The sequence below is a fragment of the Streptomyces sp. NPDC033180 genome, from assembly GCF_055577645.1.
Window position 1 is genome coordinate 111,278 of record NZ_JBVIPU010000004.1, and the last position, 24,055, is coordinate 135,332.

The window sequence follows — 24,055 nt, forward strand, 5'->3', positions numbered from 1 at the left end:
GGCCCTACTCGTTCGGCGCATAGGAGGAGGCCCCGCCCGTCGGGGTCTCCTCCTCGCATGTCACGGAGTACGCAACTGAGTTCGAGTCGGCCTTCACCGGGCTGCGCACCTCCACGCTGATCTCGTTCTGACGTGTCGAGCCCGGCTCTCCGCCGACCGGCTCCGTGTGATGCGCCTGCTTGGTCCTTGGGCCGCCGGAGGCGAAGCTGAGCGTCTTCCAGCCGGGGTCGCTCCGTTCGCCGGACTTGGTCACCCAGCGATAGTCGACGGTGACCGGGACCCGCCCGACGGTGAACGTCGCCGTGAACGAGGGGGCCTGCCCGGCGGCCGGCGGACAGACGCCGCTGTACTGCGTGTTCGCGCCGGTGACCGACACCTTGACGGACTGCGCCGGGTGCGTGGTCGAGCCGCCGCCGTTGCCGCCACCGCCGTTGTTGCCGCCTCCGCCGCCACCGTCCGTGGACCCGCCGTCGGCGGAGCCGCCGTCGCTGTTGCCCGACCCTCCGCCGTCACTGCTGCCCGACGTACTGCTCCCGCCGTTCTTGCCGCCGTCGGAACCACCGCTCCCGTTCCCGCCACCGTCGCTTCCTCCCCCTTCGGAAGACCCGCTGCTGCCGCCGCCCCCGCCTCCGTCGTCGCGGTTGACCAGGGCGTAGACGAGGCCGGCCAGGGCGAGCGCCAGGGCGACCAGGCCCGCGGTGAAGACGAGGGCCGTGCGGCGCGAGCGCGTCGGAGGGGCGGTGGTGGTCGTGGTGACGTAGGGCTCCCGCCGGTCCGGCGGTGGCGGGAGCGGCGAGGGTACTTGCTGTTGGTGTTGCTGATGCGGCTGCTGTGACGTGACGGTCGGCATGTACGGAAGGGGCGTCGCCATCCGCGGGGTGCCGCCCGCCGCGACGAGCCGCAACTGGTTCTCCGCCTCGGCGGCGGAGACCCGGGCGGCGGGGTCCTTGCGCAGCAGCCCCTCGATGACGGGGACCAGCGGCCCCGCGTTCCGGGGCGGCGGCAGCTCCTCGTCGACGACCGCGCGCAACGTACTGAGGGGGGTGTCCTGCCGGAACGGCGAGTGGCCCTCGACGGCCGCGTAGAGCAGCACGCCCAGCGACCAGAGGTCGGACTCGGGTCCAGGACGCTGCCCCAACGCCCGCTCCGGCGCGAGGAATTCGGGCGATCCCACCACCTCGCCCGTCATGGTGAGAGCCGAACTCCCCTCCACCATGGCGATCCCGAAATCGGTGAGGACGACCCGCCCGTCGTTCGCGACGAGTACGTTGCCGGGCTTGACGTCACGGTGCAGGACTCCGGCGTCGTGGGCGGCGCGGAGGGCCGCGAGCACCTCGGCGCCGACGCGAGCGGCCCGCTGCGGGGCCATCGGTCCCTCCGCGTCCAGGACATCGGACAGCGAAAGACCCCGCACGATCTCCATGACGATCCACGGACGCCCGTCCTCGCTCGCCACGTCATAGACCGTCACCACATTGCGGTGCGGGATACGGGCGGCGGCCCACGCCTCGCGCTCCAGGCGGGCGTACAGCCGGTCGACCTCACTGGCCGGGAGCCCCGCGGGCGCGCGCACTTCCTTGACGGCGACCTCGCGGCCGAGGATTTCGTCGCGGGCCCGCCAGACCGTGCCCATGCCGCCCTCGCCCAGCGGGGCGAGCAGGCGGTAGCGCCCCGCGATCACACGCTCGTTCACGCTCACGGGGGTCCCCCATCCGCAGCCGTGCGATTCTCCACAAAACTACCTCAACCGAGCGCGGTTGCCGCCCCCTTGAACACCAATCCGCACCCCAGGGCGAGCACGACGAAGGCGGAGCCGCGACCTTCGTGGTCGAGGTGACCTTCTGGTCCTGGAGCTTGATCAGCTCCAGGTCGTAGGTCCGCGTCACGTTGGGACCGCCCGCGGGCAGCCCGGGAGGACGTCAGCCCCCGGGCGGCGGGGTGGCTCCAACTGGTCCGTTCCGACGGTCGGCTCGGCCGTCAGCGGGCCGAAGCGCGTGAGATAGCCCACGTCCTGGTCGCTCCGGGCGCTCGCGCCGGCGGGAAGAGGGGTGTGTGGGAGTGAGGCATCACGCGCGACGGCGAAACGCCCGTGATCACCACGGGCCTGAGCGCGTCCGCCGCGTCACTGCCCGTGACCATCGGGCCCGGTGGCGACTCAGAGAGGCCCACTTCCGCCCCTCTTGTCCAACTCGCCCTGGAATCAGTTGGATTCGGAGAGTAATCGTCAACCTCCTTACGGGGTAGGTGAATCCTGTGACCGGGATACACGAGTGTCGGGACGGGGCGATAGGGTTAACCTGCCCTGGGCCGGGTGCCCTCGTACGGGTGGGGAGTGACATGGAACAGATAACGGTGCGCAGCAGGGCGCGTGTCCCTGCGATCACCTGCGGGAGCAGCGCGACCAGCTCGCGTCTCGACCGCCATCTCTCAGTGCTGGGCGGCCCCGCCGTTCCGCAGCGCGAGACGGCGGAAGCGACGTTGCTGATGCGTGAGCTGACCTCACGGGGCGCGCATGACCACAGCGGCCGCGGTGCACGTGTGCGGAGGGTTTCCCTCTTCGCTCCCTTGCGCAGGCTGCGTCGGTCGCTCTTTGGGGGTCGCTGACCACGGGTGGTCGGGGGTTCGGCCGCCGCTCAGCGGCGGATTGCTCCCACCCACCCGCCCCAACCCTCTCCGTACACCTCACTCATCAAGCACCCCGCGTAACACCCTTGTCATGCGCACCTGTTGACGCCGCAACTTCCCGGCCCCAATGTGGCTGGTTGATTGGCCGATACACCAACCTCACCCCCGGAGGTGCGCGTGTGTGACCTGCACGATCAGCATGAGCATGAAACGCTCCTCGCGAGCGGCCCGTCGTTGAGCCGCCGCCACATCATGCAGCTCCTCGGCGCGGCCGGTGTGACCGCCGGTGTCGTGACCGCCGACGCGGACCCGGCGATGGCCGCCGGCGCCGACGACAGTCCCGCTGCCTACGAAGCTCCCGAAGGTCTCGCGGCCGACACCCCCGCCAAGCGCGCGGCGCTCGACTGGATCACCTCCCACGACGACCGGATCACCGGCCTGAACGCCGAGATCTGGGACCACGCCGAGCTGTCCCTGCGCGAGTGGAAGTCCTCCATCGCCGAGGCCGACTTCCTCGAACAGGCTGGTTTCGACGTGAAGTTCGGGACCGCGGGCTTCCCGACGGCCTTCACCGCGACGTACACGCAGGGCAAGGGCGGACCGGTCCTCGGGTTCAGCGGCGAGTACGACGCGCTGCCCGGCCTCTCGCAGCACAAGGGCGTCGGCCACCATGACCCGCGCGAGTACATCCACGACCCCTTCGCCCCCGGCTACGGCCCCGGCCATGGCTGCGGCCACAGCGCGCTCGGCACCGCGGCAGCCGCCGCCGCGGCGGCCGTCGCGCAGGCCGCGAAGAAGCACCGGCTCCCCGTCACCGTGAAGTTCTTCGGCTCCACGGCCGAGGAAGCGCTGATCGGCAAGACGTACGCCGTCAGCAAGGGCGTGTACGACGGGCTCGACGCGTTCCTCGACTGGCACCCCTCGACGGCCAACGCGACCGGCTGGGGCACCACCACCGCGATGACCGCCGTCACCTTCACCTTCCTCGGCGTGGCAGGACACGGCGGCACCCCGCTCGGCAACAAGTCGGCCCTGGACGCCGCCGTGATGATGGCGACGATGTCGGAGTTCCTGCGCGAGGAGAACCTCGCCCCGAGCGGCCGCCTGCACTGGGTGATCAACAACGGCGGTGACATCCCGAACGTCACTCCGGAGATCGCCGAGATCTCGTACTACGTACGCGAAGGGAGCCCCGCCCGCGTCCAGGTCCTCCTGGGCAAGGTGATCGCGGTCGCCGAGGCCGCCGCGAAGGCATCACAGACGACCGTCCGCCACCGCGTCACCTCGGCCTGCTGGAACCAGCTCCCGGCCAAGGCCTTCGCCGAACTCCTGCACGCGAACATGCGGGAGATAGGCCCGCCCCGATTCACCGACAAGGCCCACGACCTGGCCAAGGAGCTCCAGGAGTCCCTCGGTCTGCCGCAGCAGGGCATGCACGACGAGATCGGTGAACTGACCCCGCCCAACCCGGTGTTCATGGGCGGCGGCTCGACGGATGTCGCCGACATCAGCTGGAACGTCCCCACCGTCTCGATGGGCGCCGCCCTCGCCCCCATCGGCACCAAGATGCACACCTGGTCCACCGCCGCCTGCGCGGCGGCCGATCCCGGCCGGGCCGCGGTGATCGCCGCGGCGAAGTACCTGGCGGCGACGGCGGTCGACCTCATCACGCAGCCCGAGCGCCTGAAGGCGGTCAAGGACGAGTTCAAGGAGCGTACGAAGGGCGTCAGTTGGCAGACCGCCCTGCCGGACGGCTACGAGCCGCCGATGTACGAACCCCCGGCGTGGTTCCTGAAGAAGACGGGCCAGAAGTGGCCGCCGTCGAACATCACGTGGCCGCCGAAGCGGGTGGTGTCCCAGGAGAAGTTCTCCACGCTGGGACCGGAGCTCGACCCCCAGAAGTAGTCCGCATCGCTGGAGAGCGCGGCGCCGACCGCTCACCGTCCCCCGTGCGTGTACCGGCGGACGGCGAGCGGCACTCACACGGCGAGCAGCACGAGCGACCAGAGGACCGACCCGGCCACGGGGTGCGCCACCGGCCAGGCGGCGTCCGCCGGTACGGGCGCGTTGCCGAACAGGTCACGCACCGCCGTGGCCACCGCGCTGATCGGGTTCCACTCGGCGACTGGCGAGCCGAGATGCTGGCACTCGGCCGCCAGACGCGCGGGATCATGCAACGGCATCCGTGGCTGCCGCGGATCATGTCGGCGCTCTACGGCTTCAGCCCGAACGCCCTGCGGTATCTGGAGCACTGCCTCGGCGCCCTGGAAGGGCTCGACGCGCCCTACGGCACCAAGGTGGAACTCATCGGGATGATCAACGGCTCGGTCATGACGTACGTCGTCAACGAGTTGGCCATGGCGGAGCGTGCGCGGGCCCTGCCCTGGTCCAAGGAGCAGGAGCAGCAGGTGCGGTTCGCCTATCTCGCCGGGCAGGTCGCGGGCGGGGCCTATCCGCGGCTCGCGGCGGCGCTCACGCAGGGCCCGTCACCCGGGGACGCCGACGAGCTCTTCGACCGGATGCTGAACCGTCTCCTGGACTCGTTCGCCTAGCTCCTGGTCTTCCAGGCCTTCCTGGGCGCTACCTCATCTTCCTGGTCGCGGAAGTCCAGCCGGGCCAGCTCACCGCGCGATGCCACGCCCAGGTGACTCCCCGGCCGGGGAAGGCGGCGCCGGTCACAGGAGGGCGAACTGGCCGCCGGGCCCCTCCTCGTGGTGGTCGAGTACCGACGCGGGACGCCGCGCGGCGTCCGGCACGGGAAGCACGCCCGCACGGCGCAGCTCTTCCGCCGTGACGCGAGGGCCGAGACCGGCAACCAACTCCTCCTGCGGTGGCCGGAGTTCCGCGAGCAGCGCGAGCACTGTGATCAGCTCGAGGAGCTCGGACGTCCAGGCCTGCGGCCACTCCACGGGGCGGATCGCCTCCAGGGAGCCGGCCTCGCCCGCCGCCATGCGCCGCTCGAACCACAGCTCAAGGACCCGCACCCCGCTCACCTCGAAGTCCCACGCCTCCCGCGGCACCGGCGAGATGCGGCCCGCGTCCACACACAGGGCCTCCTCGTCGGCGTCGTACGAGACCTCCGCGGGGCGGGCGGGGAGCGGCGCCCGTACGTAGGGCCGCCGCCCGCCGGGGAGCTTCGGCCGCGCCCCGTCGGCGCGCGCCTCAAGGGCGAGGACGCGGCGTCCCAGTTCCGTACCCCGCGCCCAGACGTCGGCGTCGGACGTCAGCGGCACCCGGCACCCGGCCCGGGACGCCTCCGCGACGGCGAGCGTCCAGGCCAGCAGGTCCCCGGCGCCGACGTCCTGGCCGAGCGAGTCGGAGAGGTGGGCGAGCAGCCCGGGAGCCGTGTTGGGTTCGAGTCCGCCGGGGCGGCGGAACAGCGGCCGGATACGCCCCGGCCGCCCGGCGGGGGAGCGGCCGTCCGGCAGCACGGCGGAGGCGAGCACCGCGGGCCCGGTGGAGCCGGTGACGTAACCCTGCTCCACGAGGAAAAGCTGCCCCCCGCCCGCGACCCGCCACAGCTCCGGGCGTGCGGCGTCGATGAGCCGGTGGTCCGGGATCAGCCACTGCTCGTCGAAGGGGCCGTGCAGGACACGCACCGGGTCGGGGCAGGGGCCCGACTCGGCGGCCAGCGGGCCGGTCGCACCCTGGTGGCCCGGGAGTTGGGCGACAGCGGTGTGCAGGGTGCGCGAGCGGGACGGGGAGAGCAGCTCATCGCGCCCTGCCGTGTCCGCCCGCACGAACGCGGCCCAACGGGCTCTGAGGGATGCGGCATCAGGGCCCATCGGCCACCCGCGGCCCGGCCGGAGCGGTGCGACGGACCACGGCATCAGATCCGCGAGCAGCGGCGCTTCGTCGTGCGTCACGCCCGGCATCGTACGTCGAGACCCTTACGTCGCGTCGAGGGTGACCGTGAAGGAGAACCGGTCGCCGCGGTAGTGGATGCGCGCCACGTCCAGGGCTCGTCCGCTCTCGTCGTACGTGATGCCCGTGTAGTACAGGATCGGGCTGAGCAGCGGCACTTCGAGGAGGCGGGCCGTCTCCGGGTCGGCGAGCGTGGCCTCGACGGTGTCCGTTATGCGGCTGATGCGGACGCCCACCACATCACGCAGGACCTTCGTCATGGGCCAGCGCGTGAGGTCGTCGAGGTCGACCCGTTCGGCGAGCTCGGGTCGGATGAAGTTATGGGCGTGATTGGTCGGTTCGCCCGTCTTCTCGTCGCTGCGCAGCCGGTGGTACGTCGCCACATCGGCCAGATCCGGGAAGTACTCTGCGAGGTCGCCGGAGACCGGAGCCGTGCCGTGCGCGAGCAGTCGGGTGCTCATGCCCGACTGCTGGGCCACGATCGCGTCGACCGAGCCGAGCAGCCGGACCGGTGAGCCGCGCTGAACACTGGGCTCGATGAACGTGCCGCGCCGCCGGTGCCGGGTGATCAGACCCTCGTCCTCGAGCTCCTTGAGCGCCTGGCGCATGGTCAGGACACTCACGCCGTAGTGCCCCGCCAGCTGCTCCTCGGTGGGCAGCCGGAGCGGGGCGTCGGGTGTGCGGCCGAGTATCGAGGCGCGCAGGGACTGCGACACCTGATACCAGAGCGGCAGTTTGCGATTCAGGACGATCGAGTCCGGGGCGAAAGCGGTCACGGTCTCTCCGAATCAGTCCGAGTCTGTCGCTTCGGCTTCGAAACGGGATCAGTTTCGAAAATGGCGCTCCAGACCTTCCCACACATCGTCGTATCCGCGCTGCAGATGGGCGGCCTGAGCTGCTTGTTCGGTCGCCGTCACCGGCCAGCGTGTCTCGAACATGAAGGCAAGCCCGTCGTCGATCTTCTGCGGCTTCAGCTCGGCGGCCGACGCCTTCTCGAAGGTGTCGCGGTCGGGGCCGTGCGCCGACATCATGTTGTGCAGCGAGCCGCCGCCGGGTACGAAGCCCTCCGCCTTCGCGTCGTACGCGCCCTCGATCAGGCCCATGTACTCGCTCATCACGTTCCGGTGGAAGTACGGCGGCCGGAAGGTCTCCTCGCCGACCAGCCAGCGCGGCGCGAAGACCACGAAGTCGACGCCCGCGAGGCCCGGCGTATCGGACGGCGAGGTGAGGACCGTGAAGATCGACGGGTCCGGGTGGTCGTAGCTGATGGTGCCGATGACGTTGAAGCGACGCAGGTCGTACACGTACGGCACGTGGTTGCCGTGCCAGGCGACGACGTCGAGCGGCGAGTGGTCGTAGGTCGCCCGCCACAGGTTGCCGCAGAACTTGTTCACGACCTCCACCGGGCGGTCGACGTCCTCGTAGGCGGCGACCGGAGCCCTGAAGTCCCGTGCGTTGGCAAGGCCGTTCGCGCCGATCGGGCCCAGGTCGGGGAGCTGGAACGCCGCCCCGTAGTTCTCGCACACGTACCCGCGGGCGGTCTCGTCGAGCAGTTCCACCCGGAAGCGCACCCCGCGCGGGATCAGCGCCACCTCACCCGGCTCCGCGCGCAGCAGGCCGAACTCGGTGCGCAGGAGCAGGCCGCCCTGCTCGGGCACGACGAGGAGTTCACCGTCCGCGTCGCTGAACACCCGCTCCGTCATGGAGGAGTTGGCGTGGTAGAGGTGCACGGCCATGCCGGTGCGCTGGGTGGCGTCCCCGTTGCCGCCCAGTGTCCACAGGCCCGCGAGGAAGTCCGTGCCGGGTGCGGGGTCGGGGAGCGGGTTCCAGCGCAGCCGGTTGGGGTCGGGCGTCTCGGCGAAGGGCGCCGTCCGCACGGCGCCGTTGTCGATGCGGGTGAACGCCGGGTGCGCGGCCGAGGGGCGGATGCGGTAGAGCCACGAGCGGCGGTTGTGCGCGCGGGGCTCGGTGAAGGCGGTGCCGCTCAGCTGCTCCGCGTACAGGCCGAGGGGGGCGCGCTGGGGCGAGTTGCGGCCGTGCGGCAGGGCGCCGGGCACCGCCTCGGAGCTGTGTTCGTTGCCGAAGCCGGAGAGGTACGTCAGTGCCTCGGCCGTCTTGCGCGGATCGTTCGCGTCCGCACGTCCGGCGTCGCTGGTGTGTTCCCGGCTCATCATCGCTCCCTCGTCAACGATTCCTATGGGACACCGTAGGATTCACGTTTTCCTTCCGCAAGGGGGTCCATGGATGTGAACAATGCTCTACTCTCCCGGGGATGCCCCACCGTGATCAGCCGAAGCCCCCGCCGCCCCCGAAAACCCTGCGCCGCGTGCCCGTGCAGGAGCGCAGCACCGAGCGTCTGACCCGCATCCTCGACGCCTGCGCCGACCTCCTGGACGAGGTCGGCTACGAAGACCTGAGCACCCGGGCCGTCGCCGCCCGCGCGGGTGTCCCGATCGGCTCGGTCTACCGCTTCTTCGGCAACAAGCGGGCCATGGCCGACGCCCTGGCCCACCGCAACCTCGACGCGTACGGCGAGCGCGTAGCCGCGCGCATGGCCGGGGTGGAGCGCGGCGACTGGCGGGGTGCCGTCGATGCGGCCTTCGACGAGTACCTCGCCATGAAACGCAGTGTCCCCGGCTTCGGCCTGGTCGACTTCGGCATCCCCTCGGCCCCCGGCGCGATGCCCGACGCCAACCTCGACGTAGCCGACCGCGTGGGGGAGCTCCTCGCGGCGCATCTTGGCCGGCCCCTCGACGCGTCCCTGCGGCGCGCGGTCGTGGTCGCCGTCGAAGCGGTCGACGCCGTCCTCCAGCTCGCCTTTCGCACCCACCCGTCGGGGGACGGCCCGTTGATCGTGGAGGCGCGGGAGCTGGCGCGCGCGTATCTGACGCGTCGGCTCGGCGAGCCGCGGTAGCGGACCCGCGAGGCTCCGAGGAGGCTCCCCGCGTCGGGCCGCGTTGCTAAAGTGATCTCGCCGGACAAGGGTGGTTGGGGGCGACCGATGGCTCGCGTGGTCTGTGTGCACGGCATAGGTCAACAGCACAGCGGTGAGAGGGAGTTGCACGGATCCTGGTTCCCCGCCCTGGCCGACGGACTGACCCGCGCCGAGGCCCCCGCGCTCACCCCCGACGACGTGACGTGCGTCTTCTACGGCGACCTGTTCCGGCCGCCGGGACGCACCCTCTCCCTGCTCGACCCGCCCTTGCCCGCGGCACCGACGTGACCCACGACGAGGTGTGGAACTTCACCGGGTGGCACACCGCGCTGCGCGATCTCACCGCCTGGCTCGCGCCGCAGCGCGCCGCCGACCGGCTCTGCGTGGTCACCGGCGACCCGGGATCGGGCAAGTCCTCGCTGCTCGGCATGGTCGCGGTGCTCTCGGACCCGGACCGCAGGGGCGCCGTGGAGCGCGGCGAGCTGCCCGCCGCCGCCGTGCCCGCGCCGGGCGCCGTCGACGTCGCCGTCAACGCGAGCCACAAGTCGACCCGGCAGCTCCTGGACGCGCTCGCCGCCGCCGTGGCCTGCGCCGCCGAATCGCTCGGCGCGCTCGCCGCCGAACTCCAGGCAAGGCAGCGGCCCTTGGTGGTCCTCGTCGACTCCGTGGACGAGGCGCTCGCCCCGAGCGAGGCCGTCGACGAACTCCTGACCCCGCTCGCCGACCCCGAACGCCAGCTGCCGCTGCGCCTGTTGATCGGCGCGCGCCCGCACATCGCGCGGCGTCTGCCCGCCACCGCGCAGCGCGTCGACCTCGACGACGAGCGCTACGCCGACCCCGAAGCCGTCCGCGCCTACACCCGCAAGCTGCTCACCATCCCTGGCTCGGCCTTGGCCGCCGCCGAGCCGCGCCTCGTCGACGCCGTCGCGGAAGCCGTCGCCGAGGCGGCGGGACGCTCCTTTCTCGTCGCCCGCATCACCGCCCGCACCCTCGCCCGGGAACCGCACCCGCCCGACCCCTACGACCGGCAGTGGCGCGACGAACTCCCGCGCCTGCCGGGCGAGGCGATGGAACGCGACCTGGGGCAGCGCCTCGGCCCCAAGGCGGGACAGGCCAGAGACCTGCTCCTGCCGCTGGCCTACGCCCAGGGCGCGGGTCTGCCCTGGGCGGGCGTCTGGCCGCGGCTCGCCGCAGCGATCACCGGACGCGACTACCGCGACGAACACATCGTGTGGCTGCGCCAGGCCGCGGGGTCGTACGTCGTGGAGAGCGTCGAGGACGGCGGCTCCGTCTACCGCGGCCGTACCTGGGCGCGCGCGGGGCGTTCGCGCTGAGCACGGACGGGCGGCCCGAACTGCTCGTGGTCGGAGTGGACCAGGATTCTGCGCATGGAGGAGGTCCTCGCCGTTCTCGCGCGGCCGGTCGACTGGAGGACCCGTCTGGAGGGCAAGCAGCGGGCCAAGGCCCTGACGCCGCCCGCCTCCGTGTCCCACGAGCACGAGGCTCGCCTGTTCGGAGCCAAATTCGTGGTCCTGCTCCCGGGTGCCGCGGAGTACGCGGTGGCCTCGGGCAGCGACCTCGTGGTCGCGGGTGTGCGCGACGGCGCGGTCCGCTACTGCCTCGAACTCCCCTCGTTCTGCACCGCGTTGGCCGTCGGCCCGGACGGGGAGCTTGCCGTGGGCACCCGCAACGGACTCGTCCTCTTCGACTGAGGCCTCTCAAGACCTCCCCAGCATGCGTACCGGTCGGTATGCTCAATGTGTCCGCACGCCCGACGTGTTCGTACGCCCACGCCCCGGGGAGGGCTCATGCCCAGCACCGCCCTGCGTATCTGCCCCCTCTGCGAAGCCACCTGCGGGCTCACGCTCACCATCGAAGGGACCTTTGACGGCACGCGCGTGACCGGTGGACGGGTGACCGGTGCGCGCGGAGACCGGGACGATGTGTTCAGCCATGGCTTCATCTGCCCCAAAGGCGCCTCCTTCGGAGAGGCCGACTCCGACCCCGACCGCCTGGAAGGCCCCCTCGTACGCAAGGACGGTGTACTCCAAGAGGCAAGCTGGGACGAGGCGTTCGACGCCGTCGCCGCGGGGCTTCGCCCCTTGATCGAGCGGTACGGGCCGCAGGCGGTCGGTGTGGTGCTCGGCAACCCGAACGTGCACACCATGGCGGGCGGCCTCTACCCGCCCGTCCTGCTGAGCTCGCTCGGCACCCGCAACATCTTCACCGCGAGCACCGTCGACCAGATGCCCAAGCACGTCTCCAGCGGGCTCCTCTTCGGTGACGCGTTCGCCATCCCGGTGCCCGACCTGGACCGCACCGACCATCTGCTCCTGCTCGGCGCCAACCCCCTGGACTCCAACGGAAGCCTGTGCACCGCCCCCGACTTCCCGGGCAAGCTGAAGGCGCTGCGCGCCCGGGGCGGCACCCTCACCGTCGTCGACCCGCGCCGCACCCGCACCGCGAAGCTCGCCGACCGGCACCTCGCGATCCGGCCCGGCACGGACGCGCTGCTGCTCGCGGCCATGGTCCAGGTCCTCTTCGATGAGAAGCTCACCGCCCTCGGCACGCTCCAGGAACACGTGGAGGGCGTCGAGGACGTGCGGGAGGCCGTACGCCACTTCGCGCCCGAGGCCGTCTCCGCGGCCTGCGACGTGCCCGCCGACACCATCCGGGCCCTCGCCCGCGAGCTGGCCGCGGCGCCCACCGCCGCCGTCTATGCCCGCGTCGGAGCGAGCACCGTCGCCTACGGCACCCTCACCAACTGGCTGGTCGACGTCCTGAACGTCCTGACCGGCAACCTCGACCGGCCCGGCGGCGCCCTCTTCCCGCTCTCGGCCACCGACCGCGCACCCCGCCCGGCGGGCCCCGGCAAGGGATTCGCGCTCGGCCGCTGGCACAGCCGCGTCAGCGGGCACCCCGAGGCCAAGGCAGAACTGCCGATCGCCGCGCTTGCCGAGGAGATCGACACCCCCGGCGACGGCGCGATCCACGCGGTCGTCGCCATCGCGGCCAACCCGGTCCTCTCGGCGCCCGACGGCGACCGCCTCGACAAGGCCCTGGCCTCCCTCGACTTCATGGTCAGCGTCGACCCGTACCTGAACGAGACCTCCCGCCACGCCCACGTGGTCCTGCCGCCGCCCCCGCCCTCCCAGAGCGGGCACTTCGACTTCGCCTTCAACGGATTCGCCGTACGCAACCAGGTCCGCTACACCCGCGCCGCACTGCCCCTGACGGACGGCAGGATGGCGGAGACGGAGATCCTGGCCCGGCTCGTCCTGGCGGCCGGGGGCATGCACGGCGCCGATCCGGCGGCCGTCGACGCGATGGTCGTCGACAAGGCCATCGGCAAGGCCGTCACCGAGCCGCACTCCGCCGCGTACGGCCGCGACCCCGAGGAACTGGCCGCTCTCCTCACCGGCGAGAGCGGCCCCGAGCGCAGGCTCGACCTGATGCTGCGGCTCGGCCCCTACGGTGACGGATTCGGCGCACGCGAGGACGGGCTCACCCTCGACCGGCTGCTCGCCCACCCCCACGGCATCGACCTCGGGCCGCTGGAGCCCCGCCTCCCGCAGGTCCTCAAGACGCGCAGCGGACGCGTGGAACTCCTCCCGGGGCCGATCGCGGACGATCTGCCGCGCCTCACCAACGCGTTGCGCGCCGCCCCGGACGAGCTCGTCCTCGTTGGCCGCCGCCATCTGCGCTCCAACAACAGCTGGATGCACAACGTCCGCACCCTCACCGGCGGCACCAACCGCTGCACCCTGCACGTCCACCCCGAGGACGCGGCCCGCATCGGCCTGGAGAACGGCGGCCACGCGCGCGTGGAGGCCGCCGGCGGCTCGCTCACCGTCCCGGTGGAGGTGACGGACGCCGTGCGCCCCGGAGTGGTCAGCCTGCCGCACGGCTGGGGCCACGACCGGCCCGGCACCCGCCTGGCCGTCGCGGCCGAGAACCCGGGCGTCAATGTGAACCAGCTCCTGGACGGCTCGCTCCTCGACCCGCTCTCCGGGACGTCCGTGCTCAACGGCTTCCCGGTGTCGTTGCAGCCCCTTGTGCCTGCAGCAAGTCGTTGACCTGGAGTTTTGCGCTTATTGCTCACACGTCAACATCTTGTTAACGCTTGAGAACGGGTCCTAACGTCAACCGGACCGCCAGACCTGGTGGGAGTTCGATGGTGAACGTTAGGTAGCCCCCATGCTGACAATCCTCGGATTCGTCATGATCGCCACCTTCCTGGTGCTGATCATGATGAAGAAGATGTCGCCGATCGCGGCACTGGTGCTGATCCCCGCGCTCTTCTGCGTGTTCGTAGGAAAGGGAGCCCATCTCGGGGACTACGTCCTCGAAGGCGTCGGGAATCTGGCGCCCACGGCGGCCATGCTCATGTTCGCCATCGTGTACTTCGGCGTCATGATCGACGTCGGCCTCTTCGACCCGATCGTCCGGGGCATCCTGCGCTTCTGCAAGGCGGACCCGGTGCGCATCGTGGTCGGCACCGCGCTGCTCGCCGCGATCGTCTCGCTCGACGGCGACGGCTCGACGACCTTCATGATCACGGTCTCGGCGATGTATCCGCTCTACAAACGCCTCAAGATGAGCCTCGTCGTCATGACGGGTGTCGCGGCCACCGCCAACGGCGTCATGAACACCCTGCCCTGGGGCGGCCCGACGGCCCGTGCCGCGACCGCCCTCAAGGTCGACGCCGCCGACATCTTCGTGCCGATGATCCCGGCGCTCGCCATGGGCCTCGTGGCCGTCTTCCTGCTCTCCTACGCACTCGGTCTGCGGGAGCGCAAGCGGCTCGGCATGCTCTCCCTCGACGAGGTCCTGGAGAAGGAGACGGCGAACGAGACGGTCCTGGTGGGTGCCGGTGGCACCACCACCGGCGGGCGTATGTCGCTCACGAAGAAGACCACCGGGGGAGCGGGCTCGGGAACGGACGCCCCCGAGGGCCCCGAGGTCTCCGAGGGCGATGCCGACGAGGACGACGGCTTCCAGGGACTCGACCCGAACCGCTCCACCCTGCGCCCCAAGCTCTACTGGTTCAACGCCGGTCTCACCGTGGTCCTGCTCACCGCCATGATCATGGAGTGGCTGCCGATCCCGGTCCTCTTCCTGCTCGGCGCCGCGCTCGCCCTGACCGTCAACTTCCCGCACATGCCCGACCAGAAGGCCCGCATCGCCGCCCACGCGGAGAACGTCCTCAACGTCACCGGCATGGTCTTCGCTGCCGCCGTCTTCACCGGCGTCCTCCAGGGCACCGGCATGGTCGACAGCATGGCCACGTGGCTCGTCGACGCGATCCCGGAGGGCATGGGCCCGCAGATGGGCCTGGTCACGGGTCTCCTCTCGCTGCCGCTCACCTACTTCATGTCGAACGACGGCTTCTACTTCGGCGTCCTTCCGGTCCTCGCCGAGGCGGGCCAGGCGCACGGCGTCAGCACCCTGGAGATCGCCCGCGCCTCGATCGCCGGTCAGGCCCTGCACATGTCGAGCCCGCTGGTGCCCGCCGTGTACGTCCTCGTCGGCATGGCCAAGGTCGAGTTCGGCGACCACACCAAGTTCACCGTCAAATGGGCCGTGCTCACCTCGCTCGTGGTGCTCGGCTCCGGAATCCTCTTCGGCATCATCTGATGCCATCGACACCGGGCCGTGCCTGGTTGCTGCGCCTCGTCATCGCCTTCAGCTTCGCGCAGGGGGCGGTGTCGATGGCGCGTCCTGCCGTCTCCTACCGGGCTCTGTCGCTGGGCGCCGACGAGCGTGCCATCGGTGTCATCGCGGGTGTCTACGCCCTGCTGCCGCTCTTCGCGGCCGTGCCGCTCGGACGCAGGACGGACACCGGGCGGTGCGCGCCGCTCCTGCCGATCGGCGTCGTGCTGATCTCCGGGGGATGCGCGCTCAGCGGTACCGCGGGGTCGCTCGGCGCGCTCGCCGCCTGGAGCGGAGTGATGGGGCTTGGCCATCTCTGCTTCGTGATCGGCGCCCAGTCGATCGTCGCCCGGCAGTCCGCCCCCGACGAACAGGACCGCAACTTCGGGCACTTCACGATCGGCGCCTCGCTCGGGCAGTTGATCGGGCCGATCGCCGCGGGCTCCCTCATCGGCGGGGACATGGGCCGCACGAGTGCCCTCGCCCTGCTCGTCTCGGCGGGCGTCGCGGCGGTCTCCTTCACCTCGCTGTGGCGCATCGAGCATGTGCCGTCGGTGGCGCCTCGGGCCGGGGGCGGGGCAGGGGCTGCGGCGAAGGTGCCGGTGCTCGGCATCCTGCGCACCCGTGGCGTACCCGCGGGGATCTTCATCAGCCTCGCGGTGCTCTCCGCCACGGACATCCTCACGGCCTATCTGCCGGTGGTGGGCGAGCACCGGGGCATCGCGCCCGCGACGGTCGGCGTGCTCCTGTCGCTACGGGCCGCCGCGACGATCGCCTGCCGGCTCGTGATGACGCCGCTGATCAATCTGCTCGGCCGTACGCTGCTGATCGTCGTGACGTGTCTGCTGGCCGCCGTGCTGTGCGCCGGAGTCGCGCTGCCGGTGCCTGTGTGGGGGCTCGCGGTGATGCTCGTTCTGCTGGGGTTCTGCCTCGGGGTCGGGCAGCCGCTGTCGATGACGACTGTCGTGCAGGCCGCGCCGGAGGGGGCGCGGTCCACCGCGCTCGCGCTGCGGCTCACGGGCAATCGCCTTGGGCAGGTTGCCGCGCCTGCGGGGGCGGGCCTGATCGCCGGGGTCGCGGGGGTCGCGGCGCCGTTCGTGATGTTGGGCGGGCTGTTGCTGGTGGCTGCCGGGTTGGGGCTGAGGCGTGACCCTGCGGGGCCTTCCCCCACCCCACCCCTTCCCGAAGCTGGGTCGCCGCCCCGGACCCCGCTCCTCGAACGCAGGAAGGGCTGTCCCCGCTCCTGACGCCCCTGGCGGCGAAAAACTATCAGCGCTAGTTTGGGGTGCGGACGACATGCGGACGCTTACCTGAGGAGTGCGATGAAGGCCCACGACGGCATGTACATCGGCGGCGCCTGGCGGCCCGCCGTCGGTACGGAGACGATCACGGTCCTGAACCCGGCCGACGAGCAGCCGGTCGGTCAGGTCCCCGCGGGCACGGCGCAGGACATCGACGCGGCGGTGCGCGCCGCCCGCGAGGCCTTCCCCGCCTGGGCGGCGACCCCGCCCGCCGAGCGCGGCGCGCTCATCGGGGCGCTCCGCGACCAACTGGTCGCGCGCAAGGACGAGATCGCCGAGACGGTGACGGCGGAGCTCGGCTCCCCGCTCCCGTTCTCGCAGATGGTGCACGCGGGCGTGCCGATCCTGGTCTCCGGTTCGTATGCCGAGCTCGCGGCGACGTACGCCTTCGAGGAGAAGATCGGCAACTCCACGGTCTACATGGAGCCGGTCGGCGTGGTCGGGGCGATCACGCCCTGGAACTACCCCCTCCACCAGATCGTCAACAAGGTGGCCCCCGCGCTCGCCGCGGGCTGCACCGTGGTCCTGAAGCCCGCCGAGGACACCCCGCTCACCGCCCAGCTCTTCGCCGAGGCCGCACACGAGGCGGGCATCCCCGCCGGTGTCTTCAACCTCGTCACGGGGCTCGGCCCGGTCGCAGGACAGGCGCTCGCCGAGCACGAGGACGTCGACCTGGTCTCCTTCACCGGCTCGACGGCGGTCGGCAAGCAGATCGGCGCCACCGCCGGCGCCGCGGTCAAGCGCGTCGCCCTCGAGCTCGGCGGCAAGTCCGCCAACGTCATCCTGCCCAGCGCCGACCTGACCAAGGCGGTCAACGTCGGCGTCGCCAACGTCATGTCCAACTCGGGCCAGACGTGCAGCGCGTGGACCCGCATGCTGGTGGACTCCGCGCGCTACGACGAGGCGGTGCAGCTCGCCGCGGCGGCCGCCGCCAAGTACGGCTCCCGCATCGGCCCCGTCGTCAACGCCAAGCAGCAGGCGCGCGTGCGGGGTTACATCGACAAGGGCGTCGAGGAAGGCGCGCGCGTGGTGGCCGGCGGCTCCGAAGTGCCGCGCGAGCAGGGCTACTTCGTCCAGCCGACCGTCTTCGCCGACGTCACCCCCCAGATGACGATCGCCCAGGAGGAGATCTTCGGCCCGGTCGTCTCGATCATCAGGTACGAGGACGAGGAGGACGCCCTGCGGATCGCGAACGGGACCGTGTACGGCCTCGCGGGCGCCGTCTGGGCGGCCGACGACGCGGAGGCGATCGCGTTCGCCCGCCGCATGGACACCGGGCAGGTGGACATCAACGGCGGCAGCTTCAACCCCCTTGCCCCGTTCGGCGGTTACAAGCAGTCGGGGGTGGGGCGCGAGCTGGGCCCGCACGGGCTCACGGAGTATCTCCAGACGAAGTCCCTCCAGTTCTGAGTTCCTCTTTCCGCTTCCGCTTCCGCTTTTCCGCGCTTTTCCGTGCTTTCTGAGGAGTACGCACCGTGGTCCGCGCCGCTGTTCTGCCCGCCGTCGGTTCTCCCCTGGAGATCACCGAGATCGACCTGCCCGAGCCGGGCCCCGGCCAGGTGCGGGTGCGCCTCGCCGCCGCCGGGGTCTGCCACTCCGACCTGTCCCTGACCAACGGCACGATGCGGGTGCCCGTGCCCGCCGTGCTCGGGCACGAGGGCGCGGGGACGGTCATGTCCGTGGGTGAGGGGGTCGCGCATGTCGCGCCGGGCGACGGGGTCGTGCTCAACTGGGCTCCCTCTTGCGGCAGTTGTCACGCATGCTCCCTCGGGGAGGTGTGGCTGTGCGTGAACGCGCTCGCCGGTGCGGCCGATGTGTACGCGCGCCGCGCGTCGGACGGCGCCGACCTCCACCCCGGACTGAACGTCGCGGCGTTCGCCGAGGAGACGGTGGTGGCGGGCAACTGCGTGCTGCCGGCCCCGTCCGGAGTCCCGCTGACGGACGCGGCGCTCCTCGGCTGCGCCGTGCTCACCGGGTACGGCGCCGTGCACCACTCCGCGCAGGTCCGCGAGGGCGAGACGGTGGCGGTCTTCGGGGTCGGGGGAGTGGGCCTCGCGACGCTCCAGGCGGCACGGATCGCCGGCGCCTCAAAGATCATCGCGGTCGATGTGTCCCCGGAGAAGGAGCAGTTGGCGCGGTCGGCGGGAGCGACGGAGTACGTGGTCGCCTCCGAGACCACGGCGAAGGACATCCGCAAGCTGACGGGCGGCCAAGGCGTGGACGTGGCGGTGGAGTGCGTCGGGCGTGCGGTGACGATCCGTACGGCCTGGGAGTCCACGCGGCGCGGCGGGCGTACGACGGTGGTCGGCATCGGCGGCAAGGACCAGCAGGTCACCTTCAACGCTCTGGAGATCTTCCACTGGGGGCGGACGCTGTCCGGGTGCGTGTACGGGAACTCCGATCCGGCGGCGGACCTGCCGGTCCTGGCGGACCACATCCGGGCTGGGCGCTTTGACCTGGGTGTCCTGGTGACGGACCGGATCGCCCTGGACGGCATCCCTGCGGCCTTCGAGAACATGGTTGCGGGGAAGGGGGGCCGGGCGTTGGTGGTGTTCTAGGCGTTTTCAGCCCGTCCGGCGTTTGAGGACGAACTCGGCGAAGCCGGTGATCGACGGTAAGCATCGGTCCCGGCGGAGCCGGGTTTTCGGGAAGGGGCGGGGTGGGGGAAAGGAACTCGTGTATGAACCGTTGACCACATACCCACCGGTCGGTACGGTCCCTGCAATCACACGCTCACCCCCCGTCCCGTCCCCGGACCCACCGGAGTGTGCACCCGCATGGACCCCGCACCGTCCGCTCCCGCAGCGGCCCCCCACCCCGACTCCGCTCAGTCCCAGAAGCAGAACCCGGCGGACCCCCACCGCCGCAAGGTGGCCACCGCGGCCGCCCTTGCCTCCGCCGTCGAGTGGTACGACTACTTCGTCTTCGGCATCGCGGCGGCCCTCGTCCTGGGCGACCTGTACTTCCCCTCAGGCAGCTCGTCCGCCGGAGTGCTCGCCGCGTTCGCCACGTTCGCCGTCGGGTTCCTGGCCCGCCCCATCGGCGGCATCATCGCCGGACACCTCGGCGACAAGCGGGGCCGCAAGCCCATGCTGGTCCTCGCGCTGACCCTGATGGGCCTGTCCACCACGGGCATCGGCCTGCTCCCCACCTACGAGACGGTCGGCATCGCCGCGCCGATCCTGCTCGTCACCCTCCGCGTGTTCCAGGGCATCGCGGTCGGCGCCCAGTGGGGCGGCGCGATGCTGATGGCCACCGAGTACGCCCCCGAGGGCAAGCGCGGCCTCTACGGCAGCCTGGTCCAACTGGGCGTCCCCATCGGCGTGGTGACCGCCAACACGGTCTTCCTGGTCGCCGGGGCCGTCACCAGCGAGAGCACCTTCGAGGCATGGGGGTGGAGGGTGCCCTTCATGGTCGGGCTCCTCGTGCTCGTCCTCGCCTGGTACATCCACACGCGCGTGGAGGAGACCCCGGAGTTCCGCGAGGCCGAGAAGGCGCTCGCGGAGAAGGAGAAGGCCCAGCAGGGCGCCGGCGGCGAGGGCGGCAACTCGCCCCTGCGCACCATCCTGCGCCACCACCTCGGCACCGTCTTCCTGGCGGGCGGCTCCTTCGCGGTGAACACCGCGACCTTCTACATCATCATCACCGGCGTCCTCGACTACACCACCCGCGAACTCGACATGAAGCGCAGCGCGGTGCTCACCGTCTCGCTCTGCGTCAGCCTCACCCAACTCGCCCTGATCCCGGCGTCCGCCGCGCTCTCCGACCGCATCGGACGGCTGAGGATCTATGCCCTGGGCGCCGCGGGACTCGCGGTCTGGGCCGTGCCGATGTTCCTGCTCATCGACACCGGTTCGCTGCTGTGGCTGGCCGTCGGCACCTTCGTCACCAGCTGTTTCCTCAGCATCATGTACGGGCCGCAGGCGGCGCTGTTCGCCGAGTTGTTCACGGCCGAGATGCGCTACACGGGAGCCTCGCTCGGCTACCAGATCGCGGCCGTGTTCGGCGGCGGGCTCGCGCCGTTCGTGATGGTGCTGCTCCTGGAGGCGACGGGTACCTCGATGGCCGTCTCCGCGTACATCATCGGCCTCGCGGTGATCGCCCTGATCTCCATCAAGGTGCTTGCGGGACGGGCGAGTTCCCGCTGACGGAAGCGGTCCCGGCCGGCTGCGGCGCCGTCTCCACCGACGGCGCCGCGGCCGGATCGCCCAGGCGCGAGAAGGACTTCGCCGCCGCCAGGAACGCGAGCGTCGTCAGCACGAACGGCCAGGTGAACGCGTGCCCGCCGGACGGCGTGAGAAGCGCCGTCAAGGCCGAACCAACGATGGTCGCCGTTGCGGCACCGACGAGCGCGTACGCGAGCGTCATGCCCCGGACGGGCAGGAAGACGCCGCACAGCGCGAGCGCCACGAGCACCGCGTTGTATCCCATCGTGCCGTCCGCGATCCGCGCGGCCGGCGCCCCGAGCGCGACCGCCGTGCCGATGCCGGTCAGGCTGCCGAGGCAGGCCACCGCCCCCGCGCGACGGCTCGCGACGAAGAGGCCCAGGAGCACCAGCGCGCCGACGTACCACTGCGGCATGAAGAAGATCTGGGCGAATCCCGCGAAGAACGCGCGCGCGAGGTCGGTGGGGTTCAGGGCTGTCGGGCCGCTCGCCGCCTGCGTCAGCGCCGCCGGGTCGACCCTGTGGTGCCAGACCCGCTCGAAGCCTGGTGCCGCCATGGTCGTCACGCTCGCGAGCAGGCAGTACGGGAGCGTGAGCGAGGGCAGGTGCCAGACGGCGAGGAGGTTGCCGGCGGCCGCGGTCACGACCGTGACCACCACGCAGCCCGCGAGAGCGAGCACGGCCGTGGACAGGTGCCCGGCGCCGAGGAACACCGCGAAACACAGCGCCGTGAGGCAGGCGTTGAAGCCTTCGAGCCCGGTTGTCACGCGTTCCCGCGCCGCCCCGAGCAGCCGAGCCGTAGCCGTGCCGACGGCTGCTCCCGTCAGTCCGTAGAGCCCGTACTCCCAGCCCGCAGCGAACAGCGCCGCACAGAAGAAGGCGCCCGCCGCCGCGCTGGGCAGAAAGGTGACCTGCGCCTGGCCGCGCAGGATGTGAGCGGCGAAGGACAGTGCCCCAAGTGGCAGACCCCTGGCATCCGTTGAGTGCCCCACGGCTCGCTCCCGTGTTACGTCCATGTTTCCCCCGACACGACGGATGCACTTTACATCCACCTGTCCGGGCGCCGCGATACCGAGGCGCGCGCCTCTCACCCTGTGGGCGCCGCCGCCCGCGTGTACTGGAGCGCGAGTCCGTCGAGCAGTGCGCGCAGACCCGTCTCGAAGGCGCGCTCGTCGATCTCCTGCTGGCGCTCGGCCAGGAGGTGGGCCTGGCCGAGGTGCGGATAGTCGGCCGGATCGTACGCGGTCGCGTCGTCCACGAAGCCGCCGGCGAAGGAGCCGAGCGCCGAACCCATGATGAAGTACCGCATCAGCGCGCCGATCGACGTGGCCTGCGCGGCGGGCCAGCCCGCGTCGACCATCGCCCCGAACACCGCGTCCGCGAGCCGCAGTCCCGCCGGGCGGCGGCCGGGGCCGCTCGCGAGTACCGGAACGATGTTGGGGTGCAGGGTGAGCGCCGCGCGGTACGACACGGCCCAGTCGTGCAGCGCCGTCCGCCAGTCGCGCTCGTCGGCGGCCTCGAACATCGACAGGTCGACCTGCGCGCTCACCGAGTCCGCGACCGCCTCCAGGATCTCGTCCTTCGTGCGGAAGTGGTTGTAGAGCGAAGGTCCGCTCACCCCGAGCTCGGCGGCGAGGCGGCGCGTGGAGACGGCCGCGAGGCCCTCGGCGTCCACGAGCGCGCGCGCCGTCTCGACGATGCGTTCTCTGCTGAGGAGGGGCTTGCGCGGTCGGGCCATGCGGCACATAGTAGGGCTGCCGTAAGAAACTAGCAGTGCTAATTTAAATCTGATCCACAGACCGATCCACAGACCGATCCACAGACCGATCCACAGACCGATCCACAGACCGATCCACAGACCGATCCACAGACCGATCCACAGACCGATCCGAAGAGCCGACCCGAAGAGCCGACCCGAAGAGGTGCCACGCGATGAATCTGGAGCTCAGCGAGGAGCAGTCCGCCGTCCGGCAGCTGGCCAGGGACTTCGTGGCCCGCGAGATCGCGCCCCACGTCATCGAGTGGGACCGGGCCGAGAGCGTGGAGCGGTCCATCGTGAAGAAGCTCGGCGATGTCGGCTTCCTCGGGCTCACCATCGACGAGGAGTACGGCGGCTCGGGCGGCGACCACCTCGCCTACTGCCTGGTGACCGAGGAGCTGGGGCGCGGCGACTCCTCCGTGCGCGGCATCGTGTCGGTTTCGCTGGGCCTGGTGGCCAAGTCGATCGCGTACTGGGGCAGCGAGGAGCAGAAGCGGCAGTGGCTGCCGGGGCTCACCTCCGGTGAGTACGTCGGCTGCTTCGGGCTCACCGAGCCGGGCACCGGGTCCGACGCGGGGAACCTCTCGACGAAGGCCGTGCGCGAAGGCGACGACTTCGTCATCAACGGCTCCAAGATGTTCATCACGAACGGCACCTGGGCCGACGTCGTGCTGCTCTTCGCGCGGACGGGCGACGCCCCCGGGCACAAGGGCGTCTCCGCTTTCCTCGTGCCGACCGACACTCCGGGCCTGAGCCGCCGCACGATCCACGGCAAGCTCGGGCTGCGCGGCCAGGCCACCGCCGAGCTGGCCCTCGAGGACGTCCGCGTCCCGGCGTCGGCCATGATCGCGCCCGAGGGCAAGGGCTTCTCGGTCGCCATGTCGGCGCTCGCCAAGGGGCGGATGTCGGTGGCCGCGGGGTGTGTGGGCATCGCCCAGGCCGCCCTCGACGCCGCCGTGACCTACGCGAGTGAGCGCGAGCAGTTCGGCAAGGCCATCGCGGGCCACCAGCTGGTGCAGGAGCTGATCAGCGACATCGCGGTGGACGTGGACGCCGCACGCCTGCTGACCTGGCGGGTCGCCGACCTGATCGATCGAGGGCAGCCCTTCACCACGGAGTCCTCCAAGGCCAAGCTGTTCGCCTCCGAGGCCGCGGTGCGGGCCGCCAACAACGCGCTCCAGGTCTTCGGCGGCTACGGCTACATCGACGAGTACCCCGCGGGCAAGCTGCTGCGCGACGCGCGCGTGATGACGCTCTACGAAGGCACGAGCCAGATCCAGAAGCTGGTCATCGGGCGCGCGCTGACCGGGGTCTCGGCGTTCTGAACGCGGGTCACGCGCAGGCGAGTTGAGTACGCGATCTGAGTACACGAGCTGAGTACGGGAGCGGATGTGGCGCCGCCGCTCCCGGGCGAGGCTCTGATCATGAGTGAGACACCGGTCAAGCAGCAGAGCACCACTGCCTACTACGGTCAGGCGGTCGCGTCGTTCGCCGTGGCGCTCGGCGCGGTGGCGATCGGCATCTACAGCCTCGACGTCAGCGGCTGGATCCGCGCCTTCCTCGCCATCTCCGTCCTCTACCTGACGACATCCGCCTTCACCCTCGCCAAGGTGATCAGGGACCGGCAGGAGGCGGACCAGCTCGTCAGCCGCGTCGACCAGGCCCGACTGGAGAAGATCCTCGCCGAACACGACCCGTTCAAGCCGGTGGCCTGACCGGCGTCCTAAGCGCTTGCTCACCGTCAGGGGTATGGT

At 71.1% G+C, this 24,055-nt stretch carries 20 protein-coding genes and 2 pseudogenes; 15 read left to right on the forward strand and 7 right to left on the reverse strand.

All coding sequences use genetic code 11. The features are described from left to right. Positions 1-4: 4 nt before the first annotated feature. Positions 5-1,633, reverse strand: coding sequence for a serine/threonine-protein kinase (locus tag ACZ5WE_RS14430; protein ID WP_467687124.1), 1,629 nt, complete (start codon positions 1,631-1,633; stop codon positions 5-7). 704 nt (positions 1,634-2,337) lie between these two features. Here ACZ5WE_RS14430 and ACZ5WE_RS14435 point away from each other — a divergent pair. Then, on the forward strand, positions 2,338-2,604 hold the full coding sequence (locus ACZ5WE_RS14435) for a hypothetical protein (RefSeq protein WP_351165136.1): 267 nt from the start codon (positions 2,338-2,340) through the stop codon (positions 2,602-2,604). 198 nt (positions 2,605-2,802) lie between these two features. Continuing rightward, a complete protein-coding gene (locus tag ACZ5WE_RS14440; RefSeq protein WP_467686919.1) occupies positions 2,803-4,530 on the forward strand; it encodes an amidohydrolase in 1,728 nt (575 codons plus the stop codon). A 74-nt stretch (positions 4,531-4,604) separates the two neighbouring features. On the opposite strand, the pseudogene ACZ5WE_RS14445 reads toward ACZ5WE_RS14440, so the two are convergent. After that, positions 4,605-4,751, reverse strand: a pseudogene (locus ACZ5WE_RS14445) (ABC transporter permease); the annotation flags it as partial. Between ACZ5WE_RS14445 and ACZ5WE_RS14450 the strand changes: the two are divergent. Then, positions 4,740-5,177: pseudogene (locus ACZ5WE_RS14450) on the forward strand (TetR/AcrR family transcriptional regulator C-terminal domain-containing protein); the annotation flags it as partial. The pseudogenes ACZ5WE_RS14445 and ACZ5WE_RS14450 overlap by 12 nt on opposite strands. A gap of 123 nt (positions 5,178-5,300) precedes the next feature. On the opposite strand, the gene ACZ5WE_RS14455 reads toward ACZ5WE_RS14450, so the two are convergent. The 3 genes from ACZ5WE_RS14455 to hmgA are packed head-to-tail and all read right to left on the reverse strand — an operon-like array spanning position 5,301 to position 8,660. Then, positions 5,301-6,500, reverse strand: coding sequence for a type ISP restriction/modification enzyme (locus ACZ5WE_RS14455; protein WP_467686917.1), 1,200 nt, complete (start codon positions 6,498-6,500; stop codon positions 5,301-5,303). Between the two features lie 15 nt (positions 6,501-6,515). Further along, the gene (locus ACZ5WE_RS14460; RefSeq protein WP_467686915.1) at positions 6,516-7,265 is read right to left on the reverse strand and encodes a GntR family transcriptional regulator; all 750 of its coding nucleotides are present in this window, start codon (positions 7,263-7,265) and stop codon (positions 6,516-6,518) included. A gap of 48 nt (positions 7,266-7,313) precedes the next feature. Continuing rightward, positions 7,314-8,660 (reverse strand): homogentisate 1,2-dioxygenase, encoded by a 1,347-nt coding sequence (gene hmgA, locus ACZ5WE_RS14465; RefSeq protein WP_467687122.1) that lies wholly within the window; start codon positions 8,658-8,660, stop codon positions 7,314-7,316. 101 nt (positions 8,661-8,761) lie between these two features. On the opposite strand from hmgA, the gene ACZ5WE_RS14470 reads away from it, so the two are divergent. From ACZ5WE_RS14470 to ACZ5WE_RS14515, 10 genes are all read left to right on the forward strand, one after another. Further along, entirely contained in the window at positions 8,762-9,403 is a 642-nt protein-coding gene (locus tag ACZ5WE_RS14470; protein WP_467686913.1) for a TetR/AcrR family transcriptional regulator, read from the forward strand. Between the two features lie 87 nt (positions 9,404-9,490). Next, a complete protein-coding gene (locus ACZ5WE_RS14475; RefSeq protein WP_467686911.1) occupies positions 9,491-9,712 on the forward strand; it encodes a hypothetical protein in 222 nt (73 codons plus the stop codon). Next, a complete protein-coding gene (locus tag ACZ5WE_RS14480) occupies positions 9,709-10,758 on the forward strand; it encodes an nSTAND1 domain-containing NTPase (protein WP_467686909.1) in 1,050 nt (349 codons plus the stop codon). Before ACZ5WE_RS14475 ends, ACZ5WE_RS14480 begins: the two co-directional genes overlap by 4 nt. Positions 10,759-10,812: 54 nt before the next feature. Beyond that, positions 10,813-11,136, forward strand: a complete 324-nt coding sequence (locus ACZ5WE_RS14485; protein ID WP_467686907.1) for a hypothetical protein — start codon at positions 10,813-10,815, stop codon at positions 11,134-11,136. A gap of 96 nt (positions 11,137-11,232) precedes the next feature. Beyond that, on the forward strand, positions 11,233-13,500 hold the full coding sequence (locus ACZ5WE_RS14490) for a molybdopterin-dependent oxidoreductase (RefSeq protein WP_467686906.1): 2,268 nt from the start codon (positions 11,233-11,235) through the stop codon (positions 13,498-13,500). 121 nt (positions 13,501-13,621) lie between these two features. Further along, on the forward strand, positions 13,622-15,061 hold the full coding sequence (locus ACZ5WE_RS14495) for a CitMHS family transporter (RefSeq protein ID WP_467686904.1): 1,440 nt from the start codon (positions 13,622-13,624) through the stop codon (positions 15,059-15,061). Next, positions 15,061-16,323 carry an MFS transporter gene (locus ACZ5WE_RS14500; RefSeq protein WP_467686902.1) on the forward strand — a complete coding sequence of 421 codons (1,263 nt, stop codon included), beginning with the start codon at positions 15,061-15,063 and terminating at the stop codon, positions 16,321-16,323. Before ACZ5WE_RS14495 ends, ACZ5WE_RS14500 begins: the two co-directional genes overlap by 1 nt. Positions 16,324-16,398: 75 nt before the next feature. Further along, positions 16,399-17,787, forward strand: a complete 1,389-nt coding sequence (locus tag ACZ5WE_RS14505) for an aldehyde dehydrogenase family protein (RefSeq protein WP_467686900.1) — start codon at positions 16,399-16,401, stop codon at positions 17,785-17,787. 65 nt (positions 17,788-17,852) lie between these two features. Continuing rightward, positions 17,853-18,935 (forward strand): zinc-binding dehydrogenase, encoded by a 1,083-nt coding sequence (locus ACZ5WE_RS14510; protein ID WP_467686899.1) that lies wholly within the window; start codon positions 17,853-17,855, stop codon positions 18,933-18,935. A gap of 219 nt (positions 18,936-19,154) precedes the next feature. Continuing rightward, positions 19,155-20,525, forward strand: a complete 1,371-nt coding sequence (locus tag ACZ5WE_RS14515; RefSeq protein WP_467686897.1) for an MFS transporter — start codon at positions 19,155-19,157, stop codon at positions 20,523-20,525. Here ACZ5WE_RS14515 and ACZ5WE_RS14520 read toward each other — a convergent pair. Beyond that, complete coding sequence (locus ACZ5WE_RS14520; protein WP_467686895.1) at positions 20,491-21,534, reverse strand: urea transporter; 1,044 nt, start codon at positions 21,532-21,534, stop codon at positions 20,491-20,493. The genes ACZ5WE_RS14515 and ACZ5WE_RS14520 overlap by 35 nt on opposite strands. Before the next feature lie 95 nt (positions 21,535-21,629). Then, positions 21,630-22,289 (reverse strand): TetR/AcrR family transcriptional regulator, encoded by a 660-nt coding sequence (locus ACZ5WE_RS14525; protein ID WP_467686893.1) that lies wholly within the window; start codon positions 22,287-22,289, stop codon positions 21,630-21,632. Positions 22,290-22,474: 185 nt separating this feature from the next. On the opposite strand from ACZ5WE_RS14525, the gene ACZ5WE_RS14530 reads away from it, so the two are divergent. Next, positions 22,475-23,626, forward strand: a complete 1,152-nt coding sequence (locus ACZ5WE_RS14530; RefSeq protein ID WP_467686892.1) for an acyl-CoA dehydrogenase family protein — start codon at positions 22,475-22,477, stop codon at positions 23,624-23,626. Positions 23,627-23,725: 99 nt separating this feature from the next. Then, the gene (locus ACZ5WE_RS14535) at positions 23,726-24,016 is read left to right on the forward strand and encodes a YiaA/YiaB family inner membrane protein (protein WP_467686890.1); all 291 of its coding nucleotides are present in this window, start codon (positions 23,726-23,728) and stop codon (positions 24,014-24,016) included. The last annotated feature ends 39 nt before the right edge of the window (positions 24,017-24,055 follow it).

Excerpts from the sequence above, each read along its gene's own strand:
- ACZ5WE_RS14435 (WP_351165136.1), top strand. The coding sequence starts at position 2,338 with ATGGAACAGATAACGGTGCGCAGCAGGGCGCGTGTCCCTGCGATCACC.
- ACZ5WE_RS14530 (WP_467686892.1), top strand. The coding sequence starts at position 22,475 with ATGAATCTGGAGCTCAGCGAGGAGCAGTCCGCCGTCCGGCAGCTGGCC.
- hmgA (WP_467687122.1), bottom strand. The coding sequence starts at position 8,660 with ATGAGCCGGGAACACACCAGCGACGCCGGACGTGCGGACGCGAACGAT.
- ACZ5WE_RS14495 (WP_467686904.1), top strand. The coding sequence starts at position 13,622 with ATGCTGACAATCCTCGGATTCGTCATGATCGCCACCTTCCTGGTGCTG.
- ACZ5WE_RS14515 (WP_467686897.1), top strand. The coding sequence starts at position 19,155 with ATGGACCCCGCACCGTCCGCTCCCGCAGCGGCCCCCCACCCCGACTCC.
- ACZ5WE_RS14500 (WP_467686902.1), top strand. The coding sequence starts at position 15,061 with ATGCCATCGACACCGGGCCGTGCCTGGTTGCTGCGCCTCGTCATCGCC.
- ACZ5WE_RS14525 (WP_467686893.1), bottom strand. The coding sequence starts at position 22,289 with ATGTGCCGCATGGCCCGACCGCGCAAGCCCCTCCTCAGCAGAGAACGC.
- ACZ5WE_RS14535 (WP_467686890.1), top strand. The coding sequence starts at position 23,726 with ATGAGTGAGACACCGGTCAAGCAGCAGAGCACCACTGCCTACTACGGT.
- ACZ5WE_RS14470 (WP_467686913.1), top strand. The coding sequence starts at position 8,762 with ATGCCCCACCGTGATCAGCCGAAGCCCCCGCCGCCCCCGAAAACCCTG.
- ACZ5WE_RS14475 (WP_467686911.1), top strand. The coding sequence starts at position 9,491 with ATGGCTCGCGTGGTCTGTGTGCACGGCATAGGTCAACAGCACAGCGGT.
- ACZ5WE_RS14455 (WP_467686917.1), bottom strand. The coding sequence starts at position 6,500 with ATGCCGGGCGTGACGCACGACGAAGCGCCGCTGCTCGCGGATCTGATG.
- ACZ5WE_RS14490 (WP_467686906.1), top strand. The coding sequence starts at position 11,233 with ATGCCCAGCACCGCCCTGCGTATCTGCCCCCTCTGCGAAGCCACCTGC.
- ACZ5WE_RS14485 (WP_467686907.1), top strand. The coding sequence starts at position 10,813 with ATGGAGGAGGTCCTCGCCGTTCTCGCGCGGCCGGTCGACTGGAGGACC.
- ACZ5WE_RS14430 (WP_467687124.1), bottom strand. The coding sequence starts at position 1,633 with ATGGGCACGGTCTGGCGGGCCCGCGACGAAATCCTCGGCCGCGAGGTC.
- ACZ5WE_RS14505 (WP_467686900.1), top strand. The coding sequence starts at position 16,399 with ATGAAGGCCCACGACGGCATGTACATCGGCGGCGCCTGGCGGCCCGCC.